Here is a 13,388-nt window from a genome sequence, read left to right as displayed (position 1 = left end):
CCATTTTACAAGGTCTCAGGCTATGAGTCTTCTTTTATATTCTAAAACTGATGTTGCACTTCAATTGTAAATTCGTCATATAGAAAATAACCTTATTAGATTGCTCCTTAGGAACATACTCCAAAGTATCATCAAAGTCTTTTAAATACTTAAATCTATAGCGTAACTTAGCTTCCTCAGGTAACTTGAACGGCTTATAATATTTACCAATATATTGTTCCATGTCTTCGCGTGAACGAATTGTTGGAAACATGTTTACCGTGTCCAATGACTCTTCAACTAGTAAGCTTCTTAAACTTCTTTTTTCTTTAATAGCTTGGAATTCCTTTAATGCCAAAAACCCAGCACCAACCGTTCCAAGGACTTTTACTGTTCTTTTGATATAAATCATCTCCCATGCGGCTTTTCACTTACATTATACATACTAAGTACACAAAGAACTTAACAGAAATAATTTGGTTCTTGTTAATTTTCATAGAATAGCAAACAAGAGTAAATAGATCCCAGTAGAATCAGGATTTATTTACTCTTATTTTACATTTTTTATCCAACGAGCCGGAAGGAGCAAAAAAATATATCGCTATGAAGGTGGTGTTGGGTCGGTGGTTTCCCGGCCTTACACCACAGGACGAATTTTGAAATTCGCGTACTCTGCGAAGTTCAAAATCAAGACCCGAGACTGCTCTTCGGCTCGGATCGGTCCCATAGCGACCTAGTTTTCTTGCTCCTGGAGGTGGAGTATATATTCATTACTTAATTGAATAGTGTGTTCCCTCAAGTGAATTCTTCAATTCGACTTCATCAAAATCACCAGTAACTGTAGCATTATTATTGTCCAAACTTACATGAGCATCTGTAACACCAGAAACACCTGATAACTTCTCAGTAACGGTTTTTACATATCCGTCACATTTCATTCCTTCAACTGCATATGTCTTTTCCATAATATTATTCTCCATTCAATTTTTTTATGCTAATTTAAATCTCTTAAGCCTTAAGGCATTAAGCAAGACCGATACCGAACTAAAACTCATTGCTGCTCCAGCAATCATGGGATTAAGTAATGGCCCACCAAAAAATGTCAAAATTCCCATTGCAACAGGAATGCCTAACGTATTGTAAGCAAAAGCCCAGAACAAATTCTGTTTGATATTTCTAATCGTTGCCTGACTTAGTTTGATTGCATTAGGTACATCCATCAGATCATTCTTAATTAGAACTATATCAGCTGATTCAATTGCGACATCAGTACCTGATCCGATGGCAATTCCAACATCTGCTTGCGCTAACGCAGGAGCATCATTGATTCCGTCACCAACCATTGCAACTTGCATATTTTCAGCTTGTAACTTCTTAACTTCACTAGCCTTATCTTCAGGTAAAACTTCACTCAAGACCCGGTCGATCCCGACTTGTTTAGCAATTGCATTAGCCGTCTTAGAGTTATCACCCGTCAACATCGCTACTTGAATATTCATCTTATGCAAAGCTTCAATAGCTTTAGCACTATTAGACTTGATAGTATCTGCCACTGCAATAATTCCAGCAAACTGATTATTCATCGCAATAAACATTGGAGTTTTTCCTTCGTCGGCTAAACGATCAGATTCTAATTTGAAATCGCCTATATCAATATTTAATTCATGCAATAGTCCTTCATTGCCAAGCAAAACATCTTTGCCGTCAATCGTAGCTTGAATACCATAGCCTGGAATAGCCTTAAAATCACTAACCGAACTTAGTTCAATTTTTTTATCTTTAGCACTCTCAACAATTGCTTCTCCTAATGGGTGCTCTGAACCTATTTCGGCACTCGCAGCTAGTTGCAATAATTCATTCTCATCATAATTATTAGCAACTATATCAGTAACTACGGGTTTACCTTCTGTAATAGTTCCAGTCTTGTCAAAAACGATTGTTTGAATCTTACGAGCTGTTTCAAGTGCATCACCGCTCTTGATCAAGACACCATTTTCAGCTCCAAGACCAGTACCAACCATAATAGCCGTCGGCGTTGCTAGCCCTAGTGCGCATGGACAAGCAATAACTAAGACTGAAATGGTAATCGTTAGTGCATAAATCCAAGATTGTTGTCCCAAGAAGAACCATGCCAATCCCGATAATATCGCCAAAGTAATAACAACTGGTACAAAGACACTTGAAACTTTATCTGCGATTTTAGCAATCGGAGCTTTTGAACCTTGAGCATCTTCTACCAACTTAATAATTTGTGCCAATGCAGTATCTGAACCAATTTTAGTTGCCTTAAATCTAAAACTACCATTCTTGTTTATCGACGCTCCAACAACTTCATCACCAATGTGCTTCTCAATCGGCATGCTTTCACCAGTAATCATTGATTCGTCGACTGCTGATGTACCTTCGACTACGATCCCATCTACCGGAATCTTATCTCCAGGACGAACGACGATTATATCATCAACTTGAACTTGATCCAGATTAACTTCTACAACTTCACCATCTTTAACGATATTGGCTGTTTTAGGTGCAAGACCCATTAGTTTCTTGATGGCATCTGATGTTTTCCCTTTAGATACAGCTTCAAAATACTTACCTAATGTAATCAAAGTCAAAATAACTGCAGCTGATTCGTAATACAAGTTCATTGCAAAATCATTGTTTCCCATATAAGTCATAATTGTACCGTATAAACTATAAAAGAATGCAGCACTAGTACCCAAAGCAACTAAGGAATCCATATTAGGATGTCCTTTAAATAGTGACTTATAACCTACACTGAAAAACTCTCTACCAAAATAAATCACAGGAAGTACCAAAATCAATTGCACGGTCGCAAAGGTAATTGGATGTGACATTGGACTGATTAACTCCGGTAAAGGCAATCCAATCATATGTCCCATCGCAATATACAGTAACGGTACTGCAAATACCGCCGACATCCAAAAACGATTCCACATTATTTTAATATGAGCTTGTTTACGATCTGCAATATTATCTGATTGTTCGATTGTATTATCCTCATCAGATAATTTAGCACTGTATCCAGCATTGCTAACGGCCGAAGTAATATCATTAAGTGATAACTGAGACTGATCGAATATAACATTCATTTTTTCACTAGCCAGATTAACATTAACCGTATCAACACCTAATTTGGATACAGCCTTTTCGATAGTCTGAGCACAACTGGCACAAACCATGCCTTCAATATCAAATATCTTAGTAACAACGTCTCGTACTACTGAATATCCTGCATTATCTACGGCAGTAGAAATATCAGAAATTGAAATAGTATCATCGTAATCAACGTTCAATTCTTCAGTAGCATAATTTACACTAGCTTTTTTTACACCACTTAAATTGCCAACCGTTTTCTCAATCGTCTGGGCGCATGATGTACACACCATTCCCTCGATTGCATATGTACCTTGAGACAAGATATCACCTCCGTGTTTACAATTGTCATTCATTGATGAATTAAGCATATCATATCGTCTACATCCGTCAACACAAAAATAAAAAAATTAGGGAAAAGACTAATAAATTAATCTTTTCCCTAAATATTATTCACAATGACAATTGCCAGGTACACAATTACAATTTATTTTAGATACTGCTTGTTTATGATTCAGCTTATCTTGAATCTTATCAATATCTTCTTGAGTTAATTCTGATTCGTCAATAATATAAGCAACAGCTGATCCGACTTTTTTAGCACAAACTTGATTGAAGAACTTCTTAGACGCTAGGTCAACCGTACGACTCTCATCCATAACGGATGAATATATAAACTTGTTGCCATCTTTCTCTGCCTTAATGATTCCCTTATCAGTTAATCTATGTAAAAGCGTCTTAATTGTAGCTGGCTTCCAATTCATGGAATCTCCCAGCACATCTATTAATTGACGTGATGTAACAGTATCGAGTGCCCAAATGACACGCATGATACGCCATTCGGCATCTGTAATGTTGATATTTGTCGTTTCTAGCATAATTATCACTACCTCTGATTTTATATTCTACCAGTGCGAGTATATTTCAACAATAATAACTATTACTACCATCCCAGTGAAAATCAGCACAACGTTATTAAGTTAATTTATAGATACATTAAAAATACTACCGATAATGTAAGTAATAACACTGGTACCAACACCTATCATAATATTACGTAAAACTGTCTTCTTAGTAGATATATCTGTGTTAGCAGTACTTATGATGGCATTCAAAGTTAAGGCCACGACCATTGCAATCGCAGTATTAGCCACTCGCCACTTATCAGTAGATACGCACATAGCAATTAGTGGAATTATTGCACCAAGTATAAAAGCACAAAAAGATGCCGCTGCCGCATGCAATGGAACTAACATATCCTCTCGATGAATTTTAGTTTGAGCCAATTCAGACTGAGATTCTATTTTTTCTCCTGAACATCATGTTGAGTACTTACAGACATCCATTCACCACCTGCCATTGAGCAAGCTCCTGCTAACATCCCTGAAACACCAGTTATAAGTAAAGTACTATTGTCAAAATTTGCTCCCGCAGCACCAAGAACAATTCCCGATACAGAAATAATTCCGTCATTAGCGCCCAAGATCCCAGCTCTTAACACATTTAGTCTATCCCAAAAATGATTTCTAAAAAAAGATCTTTTTATAATTTTTTTCATGTAAACGCACTCCTACCATTAACTACACTATACACCATTGGAATATTTTCAACATATTTTAATTTATTTTTGTTTAATCAAATTCACTAAACTTACGACTTAAAGCGAACAGCTCCAGCAATCCAAAATCGGATTACTGGAGCTGTTTGCCTTAATACTCGAAAGCTGACCATGGTTTGTCACGCTCTCAATAAATTATTTAATATCATAATCTACAGGATTAATTTCTTTTGAGGCAGGTTTCAAGTGGAACATTCCTCTGAAGAAGACAACCAATAGAATAACTACACCAGCAGTAAAGATAATATCAGGTATTGAACGTGCAATTGTTAATCCCATAATAACTGGGTCTTGATAGAAGCTGGCCAAACGTGCATGCCAGTATCCGTGTTCTAGAGCATCCTTCAATTGTAAGAAGCCCATTGGCATCAAAGTAATGAATGTCATACCGGCAAGTCCGATATTCATGACAATACATGCCCATTTGATCCATTTATCAACTTTCTTAGTCCAGAACTCTGGCTTCGTCAAATGACGCATTGCAAACAACATAATAGCAACAGAGAAGAAGCCATAAACACCGGCCATCGATCCATGAGCATGAGCCGACGTCCATTGTGTTCCGTGTTCAAAATAGTTAATTGCTGGAGCATTGATCAAGAATCCAAGTGCTCCAGCACCGATAGCATTCCATAAACCAGTTGATACTAGGAACATAAATGTTCCTTTGTATGGGAATTCCATTGATGAATCCTTGTATACACGATAATGTGTATACGCTTCCCAAACTAATAAACATAGTGGAATAACTTCTAGAGCTGAGAAACATGATCCGAGTGCCAACCAAATAGAATGGTCACCTTCCCAGAAATAATGATGTCCCATTCCGACAACACCAGTTCCTAACAATAGGATCAATTGGAAATACAAGGCTCTGATAGTTGACTTAATAGTAGTTAACTTCATATCAACCATTAGGTAACCGATCAAAATAACCGCGAATGATTCAAAGATACCTTCAACCCATAGATGGACGATCCACCATCTCCAGTAATCAGCAAAGGTAACATGTGAATTAGGCAAAATAAATAATGAAGCTAGATAAAATGCTGGAATAGCAATCGATCCGCAAAGTAACAATTGAAGTAATCTGGAACGATCAAGATTCTTCTTAATCTTAATTGCTGGCAAGAAGCCACGCAATAATATGATTACCCATAGAACCATACCAATGATAAATAGAACTTGCCAGAACTTACCCATTTCAGCATATTCCCAGCCATAGTGACCGAATAACCACCATTTATCATTAATGATTCCAAGAGTTGATCCCCACTCACCGAGCATTGATCCACCGACAACAACCAATAGTGCGTAGAACAAAATATCAACTAGTAGTCCTTGACGTTTTGGTTCACGACCAATGATACGTGGTGTGATATAAATACCAGTTGCTAACCAGGCAGTAGCAATCCAGAAAATAACTAATTGCAAGTGCCATGTCTTAGCTAAATTAAATGGCCAAATATTCTGCAATGGTATTCCAAAGAACGAATTCTCAACATAATAATGGGCTAACAATTCACCCAACAATACTTGAACAAAGAACATCAACATAACGATCAAGAAATACTTAGCAGCTTTTCGTTGCGAACTAGTAATCGGCTCGTCTGTCTTAATACCTTTGATATCCTTAAAGTCTTCCGCATATTGCATGTCGAAGTGATACTTCTTATAAACATAAATAACTAGACCAACACCGGCAACTAACAGAGCAACTGACATTGCAGTCCAAACCATGGCGTCAGAAGTCATAACATTACCAGCATCCAAATCATATGGCCAGTTGTTAGTATATGAATATTGTTGACCTGGACGATTTGTTGATGATAACCAAGCTCCCCAGAAGAAGAAGTAAGTTAATTGATCAACTTTATCTCCATTTTCCATGAAGTCATTAGTCATATTTTTAATCATGTTCTCAGGTAATCCAGCTTCATCAGGATTATTCTTGAAAACACGACGATAATATTTCGTTAAGTAATTCAAACCTGAAACTTGAGCATCAGTTAAAACTAACTGATTCGTTTTTGAATTATAACGATTCTTTCGAATTTCGTCTTTAACTACACCCTTAATTCCAGATTTTTGCTCTGTAGTTAAAGATTTGAAATCCTTATCGAAGTTCTTCTTGGCATAGTATTCATCCATACCCTTTAAATAAATATGTAGTGCTTCAGCTGTATAATCTGGTCCAAAATAAGTACCATTTCCGAGATAAGTACCATAATCTGTTAAACCATATTTTTCGAAGACAGCTTGTCCTGACACTAGTTCGCCCTTTGTAACGACAGTTGTGCCAGCTTCATTAACAATCTTAGATGGACGAGGTGCTTCATTCTTAAAAATCAAAAGTCCCCCGGCGATTAAAATCGAGAAAGCAATGACTAAAACCCAAAGTAAAATCTTATTTAGCTTCTTGTAAGAAGTCATAAAATTTCCCCCTACTTACAGTTTTTAATCAGCCCCTTGATCGTTACCAATTCATTCTTGTTGTTATTGAATTCAGAAAAGACACGCGCCTTAGTGAATAGCTCATCTGTTCGAGCACTAGGACCATTTTCAGCGCAATCATTAATAGCTAATTGGGCATACAATCTAGCAATATAATAAGTTACGTGGTTATCGGAACAGACTTTTACACCATAATTAAGTAAAGTATTGGCAGTTTCATAATCTTTTTGGTCCGAATAATAAATTGCACAATAAAAAATTATACTAATGTAACGCCAAATTTGAGCAATGTTCTCAATCGACATTCCATAAATATCGTTAAATACTTTACTAAAATAATATTCACTCTTGGAAGAGTCTTTTTGTTGGGCATAAACCATCCCCATACCTGTGTATGCAAGAAAAGTAAAAATGGTTTTTCCTTCCGAATCCAAATTTGTCAAAATCTGATTAAAATCAAATACAGCTTCAAACAAATCTCCATTATCTAAAATATTCAAATAACCCTTGAGGTAGTAATACTGCAACAAGGCATCATCATCATCTTTTAGTAAACTTTCGTCGATTTTGTTCAAAATACTCCATGATTCTTTATAATCACTAGTAATCAAATTAAACTCAACTTTATCCATTGATTTAATGATTTTCTTAGAAGTACTATCATTAACCCCCATAACATCATCCAAAGACAAATCTAGACGGTTACAAAGCTGAATCAAGATTTTTAATGACGGAATTTTTCCGTTATTTTCAAATTTGCTCAAAGTGGCTTGAGTACAAATACCATTACTCAATTCCTTCTGTGACAAACCTAATTGCTTTCTTCTATTCACAAAACTCTGTATGTTCATACGAACACCTCTATATAAAATATAAATATCTTCATGAATAGAATTATATACTCATCTGCCATTTCGTGCCATAATAACTAAATTTCTCGGTAATAATCAAAACTGATCATATCCTTATACTAATAGGATTTCACGTTTTTGTAAACACTATTTTATATATTAAATATTCCAATAATATATCAAAATTCGATTTCACAATATCCATCAATAGGAGCAGCAAGCCTTTCTCGTTTTTCAACTGATAACATTGTGAAAATAAAAAAAGTTGTGACATAACTATAAAATTCATTAAATTTGCAGCGTATACGCGTGACAAAGCACAACTTCTTCCGTTTAAACACGAATACCCCCGCATTTACTTACGTAAATACGAGGGTACTCTCAGAAGTTAAGCGTGCTTTGTTACGCTCTACTTATTTTTTAAATCTTCAATTGAATTAATATTCTTCATATACTTAGGAACAGCTAAGCCAACTTTAGCACCCTTTAAGTTAGGTCCTAAGTCTTCGAAACGTCCCTTGTAATCTTTGTAATACAATCCAGATGTCTTAGGCAACCAAGCACTGACTTGTGCATCTGCAGCCTTCGTAGCTATAGATGCCCATACAGGTTGTTGCTCCATTGCTTGAATCGTTACCTTATATCCTTGATTACGTAAGACCTGCGCAACAACGTTAGTTGAAGCAATTTCAGAATCCCACGCAACGTAAGTCATCTTAAGTGACTTGCCATGGACTTTCTTAACACCCTTAGTCCATTCGTCTACTAACTTAGGATTGGCTTTAATCCATTGTTTAGCAGCCTTTTGTGGATCCATACCATTATTGACCTTCAACATAACTTCAGACATTTGTGCCGGTTTCCAATGGAATCGATCTAAGATCGTATATGCTTCAGGATCATCCTTCTTCAATCCTAATCTAACTACGGTATGAATACTTTCAGCTTTTCCGTAGACATTTTTAGGATCTTTTAAGAATTTAATAGGATACTTAGTAAACATCCAATGTGGTTGCCAACCAGTAACAACAATTGGTCGTTTTTCTTTAATAGCTTTGTCAAGAGTACTAGTCATTGCAGCAGTTGAACTGGTTTGTAATTGCCAATTCTTATCGCTCAATCCATATTCCTTCAGAGCTTTTTGCGTAGATGACATAATACCAGCACCGGCATCAATACCAGTTATAGTATAGTTGATCTGCTGACCAAGCTTCTTACTACTATCATATGGTTGAGTCTGTGAGCTACAAGCAGTAATTAATGGAATAATCAGTAATGCTACAAAGAAAAGACTTAAATATCTTAATTTTTTCTTCAAACAATCCCTCCTATCCTCTCTTGTGATCACGTGTTAATGATTGTGTAAGTCTATCTAAGATAATTGCCAAGATAACAACGGCAAGACCAGCGGCGAAACCACCACCAGCATCATTTCTACCAACGGCGAAGTATACCTTAGTACCAAGACCCATAGCACCGATCATTGATGCAGTAACAACCATAGATAGTGATAGCATCATACTTTGATTTACACCGGCCATTAAACTAGTCTTGGCCAATGGTAATTCTACTTTAAATAGTTTTTGCCATTCAGTTGAACCGAATGAATCTGCAGCTTCGATCAATTCGCCTGGAACTTCACGAATACCCATATTTGTCATTCTAACTGTTGGAGGCATAGCGAAAATAACAGAAGCAACGATACCAGGTACCATACCAATTCCAAATAGTGCAACAGCAGGAATCAAGTAAACGAAAGCTGGCATTGTCTGCATGAAATCAAGAATTGGTTTCAAAATTATTTCAGCAATGCGGCTCTTAGACATCAATATTCCTAGTGGAATACCAATAACTAGAGCAATTAAACTAGATGTTAATACCAATGTTAATGTTTGTGTCATATCACGCCAGAAATCTAAGTTCCAGATCAATAATAATCCGAAGAACTCAAATCCTAATAAACTCCAGCGTTGATCATCTCGATTGACATAATAAGTTAGTGCCAATACTAAAACGATAAATAACCAAATTGGAATGAGATCGAATACCCATTGGAAAGCATTATTAATTCCGCCAATAAAATTAGTTACACCATTGAAAAATCCAGTGAAAGATACTAACCAATCGACAAAACCATCGATCCAGTGTGCTAATGGTAATTGTGGAATACTATTCAAAATCACTCACCTCATTTCCTGCAAGGGCACCAAGTACGGCACCACGAACAATAATTCCTTTAAGTTGTCCATCGTCATTAACTACGGCGAATGGAATACCAGTTTGAGAAATATCATCCATCAAGTCATTAATAGGTGTGTCAACGTGAGCTGTTGGTACATCGGACTTAACAATCGATCTTAGATCACTGCTGTCCTTACGAACCAATCCAATAACATCGTTAGCATCAACGATACCAATCAATGTTCTCTTATTATCAACAACATATGCTGTTGAAACTTCATTGTTCTTCATTCGCTTCAAGGTTAATCTTGGACCAGCTTTATCAACATTGATAGTAACTGGTCGAATCATAACATTACCTGCTGTAAGAACTTTACTACGATCAACATTCTCAATAAATTCTTCAACATACTCGTTAGCTGGATGTGTCAAAATATCTTCAGGTGTACCAGTTTGAACTACTTCACCATCACGCATGATCATGATATGATCACCTAACTTCAAAGCTTCATTCAAATCATGACTAATGAAGATAATCGTCTTATGTAGACGTTCTTGAATATCCAACAATTGATCTTGCATATCTGTTCTATTCAATGGATCAAGGGCTGAAAAGGCTTCATCCATTAATAGTATTTCAGGATCATTAGCCAAGGCACGAGCTAACCCAACACGTTGCTGCATACCACCTGATAATTGATCAGGATATTCGTCATTGTAACCAGTAATTCCTACTTGCTCCAATGCGATATTCGCTTTTTTCTCACGTGTCTCTTTATCGACACCTTGAATTTCTAATCCATATTCAGCATTTTCCAAAACTGTTCTGTTAGGAAGTAATCCGAAGTTTTGAAAAACCATACTCATCTTTTTACGACGTACTTCACGAAGTGACTTCTTATCCATCTTCATCAAGTTCTCACCGTCAATTAATACTGATCCATCTGTTGGTTCAATCAATCTATTGATCATACGGACCATTGTTGACTTACCACTACCGGATAGACCCATAATAACGAAGATTTCACCATCGTTGATTTCGAAATTAGCTTGATCGACACCAACTGTGGCACCCGTTTCTTTTAGAATCTCAGGTTTAGTCTTACCTTGCTTAATTAATTCTTTAGCGCGACCAACATGTTTACCAAAAATCTTAGTTAAATTTTTAACCTCAACTTTTACTGTCATCAAATCCCCCATTCTTGGAATAGAGTGAAATTAACTTTTCACCCGCATATAAAAATATTTATGCGTAACCTCATTAGATAAAATCAGCTCTCGAGTAAAGCGTAACTATACTCAGGAGCTAACATCAAAATAATTCTTATATTCTTTATTTTCTCAATTAAAAACGCCATTATTCATAAGGCAAAAATAACAGCAACACACGTATTACCTTAACAAATATGATTATCCATTGCAAACTATGTGTACTTAAAACGCCCGTATACGGGCGTTTTAAGTATTTTTTCACAATAGTCAATATACTACTGTAACAATAATTATAAGGCTTTCAATTTTTTGATTAAAAAATTCAAAAAAAAATATCAAGATTCTACTTTTACAGTAAAAATCTCGATACTTTTTTTGCGGGAATGCACTGTTTTTTGAGGGGGAAACAGCACTACGGAAAAGGTATTACATTTCACTTCCCTAACCTGCCAGGCTTGGGAAGTCTTAAAAACTCATATTGTCTGCCCACTTCTTAGTTAAGAAGTAACTATTCATCTTATAGTTAGTCTTATTAGGGTCGGCTTTCTTGCTCTTGTAGTATGGTTCCAAATGTTTATCCAGAATCAACCAACCACGCCATCCCATATGGATAGTGTCTTCAGCAATATAGTTAGGATTCTTCTCATGAGTCAAATCAACGATATTGTTGAAGCCTTGTGATTTAAGTTGATATTTAATCTTCTTACTGAAATTAGCTAATGAATCCTTTGGCATACCAGTATACTTAATCCATTTTGGATTTACTGGTTGAATTACAAACATAACTTCAGTGTGGTTCTGATTGAACATATAGAGCATGGCTTCAAAGTCATTATATTCAGGGGATTGGTTGTAATTAACTTTTGTATGAGCATTCTTGTATCTGTGAATTCTTCTATATAATTGTTTTCTATAGAAGGAATCACCAATCTGCAAGTCATTTTCACGAGAATGTCTCTTTGCCATTTTAACTGCAAGTTTATTCAAATCCTTGTAATCATAATCCTTAGGTAATTGGGCAGCTGCTTTATTGATTTTATCTTGATGGTCATTTAAAGAAATAGTTCCAAACAGTGAATCCTGATTCTTCAAACTATTTCTCGATATATTTCCAATATAGAAGCGTTGGAAACTAGTAATATTCTTACCATCGGCGATTCTCAACAAAGCGTTTGTTTCAATAGTACCTAAATCGCTGTCTAGATCCAGAATTCTATTGGCAATATATTTGTTCATCTTCTTATTACCATGATTAGAATTACTAATAAATCCTGTTATTTGTAATGGTGATAGGAAATACTTGAATGCATCTGAAGGTACACCCTTCTTTGTAAACCATTGTGGTGAAATAATCACAACGGCTTTTTGATTCTTCAAATTGCTCATTCCACTTACATTAAGTGTCTGTGTTAATGAAGCCGTACCAGGATTACCTAGTAAAAATGGCTTATTCTTCCAATGGTATTTTTGAGCCATAGAAGATGGATGGAATGGGTCCATTCTAGAAAGTTCAGATGATCCAATAATAGGAATGTAATTTTCTTTTTCGGCTGCATTCTTAACACTTTCACCTTTGAGAACTCTAACATCTAACGATGTAGAGGCTTGATCTATCTTATGTGAAGTAACTGTTTTGAAATTAATCGGAGTCCATAAAAGAATCAATAACGCAACAATCGCAACTATTACAGGTCCAAAAATCATCCATAACTTTTTTTTCATAGTTTATTCCAATTCTTTTACACGGTCTGAGATTTTGTTAATTGTTGACCATTGTGAACGATCAAACTCTGAAACAGGAACCTCAATTCCAAATTCATCCTGTAATGTTACTAGAACTTCAACTGTTGCCATTGAATCTAGGATACCAGTTGCGAATAAATCTTGATCTGCATCTTCTCCGATATTGTCCAAACCTGTTACGTCTTTTAAAATGTCTACAATTTTTTCTGTGTTTTCCATAATGAATACTCTCC

13 protein-coding genes are annotated in these 13,388 nt (G+C 35.9%); all 13 read right to left on the bottom strand.

The features are described 5' to 3' along the window. Positions 1–34: 34 nt before the first annotated feature. The 13 genes from EKM79_RS07430 to dltC all read right to left on the bottom strand — a co-directional run bounded on the left by EKM79_RS07430 (position 35) and on the right by dltC (position 13,374). Positions 35–391, bottom strand: coding sequence for a hypothetical protein (locus EKM79_RS07430; protein WP_125567441.1), 357 nt, complete (start codon positions 389–391; stop codon positions 35–37). A 358-nt stretch (positions 392–749) separates the two neighbouring features. Then, positions 750–944 (bottom strand): heavy-metal-associated domain-containing protein, encoded by a 195-nt coding sequence (locus EKM79_RS07425; RefSeq protein WP_125567439.1) that lies wholly within the window; start codon positions 942–944, stop codon positions 750–752. Between the two features lie 24 nt (positions 945–968). Continuing rightward, entirely contained in the window at positions 969–3,419 is a 2,451-nt protein-coding gene (locus EKM79_RS07420) for a heavy metal translocating P-type ATPase (protein ID WP_125567437.1), read from the bottom strand. Positions 3,420–3,545: 126 nt separating this feature from the next. After that, the gene (locus EKM79_RS07415; protein ID WP_125567436.1) at positions 3,546–3,974 is read right to left on the bottom strand and encodes a CopY/TcrY family copper transport repressor; all 429 of its coding nucleotides are present in this window, start codon (positions 3,972–3,974) and stop codon (positions 3,546–3,548) included. A gap of 102 nt (positions 3,975–4,076) precedes the next feature. After that, a complete protein-coding gene (locus EKM79_RS12415; RefSeq protein WP_246005649.1) occupies positions 4,077–4,382 on the bottom strand; it encodes a VIT1/CCC1 transporter family protein in 306 nt (101 codons plus the stop codon). A gap of 14 nt (positions 4,383–4,396) precedes the next feature. Further along, positions 4,397–4,654, bottom strand: coding sequence for a VIT1/CCC1 transporter family protein (locus EKM79_RS12410; RefSeq protein ID WP_246005648.1), 258 nt, complete (start codon positions 4,652–4,654; stop codon positions 4,397–4,399). A gap of 195 nt (positions 4,655–4,849) precedes the next feature. Then, the gene (locus EKM79_RS07405) at positions 4,850–7,147 is read right to left on the bottom strand and encodes a nitric-oxide reductase large subunit (protein WP_125567434.1); all 2,298 of its coding nucleotides are present in this window, start codon (positions 7,145–7,147) and stop codon (positions 4,850–4,852) included. A gap of 11 nt (positions 7,148–7,158) precedes the next feature. Continuing rightward, positions 7,159–8,019 carry a helix-turn-helix domain-containing protein gene (locus EKM79_RS07400; protein ID WP_125567432.1) on the bottom strand — a complete coding sequence of 287 codons (861 nt, stop codon included), beginning with the start codon at positions 8,017–8,019 and terminating at the stop codon, positions 7,159–7,161. A gap of 409 nt (positions 8,020–8,428) precedes the next feature. Beyond that, entirely contained in the window at positions 8,429–9,337 is a 909-nt protein-coding gene (locus EKM79_RS07395; protein WP_125567430.1) for a glycine betaine ABC transporter substrate-binding protein, read from the bottom strand. Positions 9,338–9,347: 10 nt separating this feature from the next. Continuing rightward, a complete protein-coding gene (locus tag EKM79_RS07390) occupies positions 9,348–10,196 on the bottom strand; it encodes an ABC transporter permease (protein WP_125567428.1) in 849 nt (282 codons plus the stop codon). Next, complete coding sequence (locus tag EKM79_RS07385) at positions 10,189–11,388, bottom strand: quaternary amine ABC transporter ATP-binding protein (protein WP_125567426.1); 1,200 nt, start codon at positions 11,386–11,388, stop codon at positions 10,189–10,191. The genes EKM79_RS07390 and EKM79_RS07385 overlap by 8 nt, the downstream gene beginning before the upstream one ends. Before the next feature lie 489 nt (positions 11,389–11,877). Then, complete coding sequence (gene dltD / locus EKM79_RS07380; RefSeq protein ID WP_125567424.1) at positions 11,878–13,134, bottom strand: D-alanyl-lipoteichoic acid biosynthesis protein DltD; 1,257 nt, start codon at positions 13,132–13,134, stop codon at positions 11,878–11,880. A gap of 3 nt (positions 13,135–13,137) precedes the next feature. Next, a complete protein-coding gene (gene dltC, locus EKM79_RS07375; RefSeq protein WP_125567422.1) occupies positions 13,138–13,374 on the bottom strand; it encodes a D-alanine--poly(phosphoribitol) ligase subunit DltC in 237 nt (78 codons plus the stop codon). Positions 13,375–13,388 lie beyond the last annotated feature (14 nt).

Source organism: Companilactobacillus insicii, from assembly GCF_003946015.1.
GTDB lineage: Bacteria > Bacillota > Bacilli > Lactobacillales > Lactobacillaceae > Companilactobacillus > Companilactobacillus insicii.
This window is presented reverse-complemented; position numbering and strand designations above follow the sequence as displayed.

What these genes read in the sequence shown, in the direction of transcription:
- EKM79_RS07430 (WP_125567441.1), bottom strand. Translation starts at nt 391, where the DNA reads ATGATTTATATCAAAAGAACAGTAAAAGTCCTTGGAACGGTTGGTGCT.
- EKM79_RS07400 (WP_125567432.1), bottom strand. Translation starts at nt 8,019, where the DNA reads ATGAACATACAGAGTTTTGTGAATAGAAGAAAGCAATTAGGTTTGTCA.
- EKM79_RS12410 (WP_246005648.1), bottom strand. Translation starts at nt 4,654, where the DNA reads ATGAAAAAAATTATAAAAAGATCTTTTTTTAGAAATCATTTTTGGGAT.
- EKM79_RS07425 (WP_125567439.1), bottom strand. Translation starts at nt 944, where the DNA reads ATGGAAAAGACATATGCAGTTGAAGGAATGAAATGTGACGGATATGTA.
- dltC (WP_125567422.1), bottom strand. Translation starts at nt 13,374, where the DNA reads ATGGAAAACACAGAAAAAATTGTAGACATTTTAAAAGACGTAACAGGT.
- EKM79_RS07415 (WP_125567436.1), bottom strand. Translation starts at nt 3,974, where the DNA reads ATGCTAGAAACGACAAATATCAACATTACAGATGCCGAATGGCGTATC.
- dltD (WP_125567424.1), bottom strand. Translation starts at nt 13,134, where the DNA reads ATGAAAAAAAAGTTATGGATGATTTTTGGACCTGTAATAGTTGCGATT.
- EKM79_RS07385 (WP_125567426.1), bottom strand. Translation starts at nt 11,388, where the DNA reads ATGACAGTAAAAGTTGAGGTTAAAAATTTAACTAAGATTTTTGGTAAA.
- EKM79_RS07405 (WP_125567434.1), bottom strand. Translation starts at nt 7,147, where the DNA reads ATGACTTCTTACAAGAAGCTAAATAAGATTTTACTTTGGGTTTTAGTC.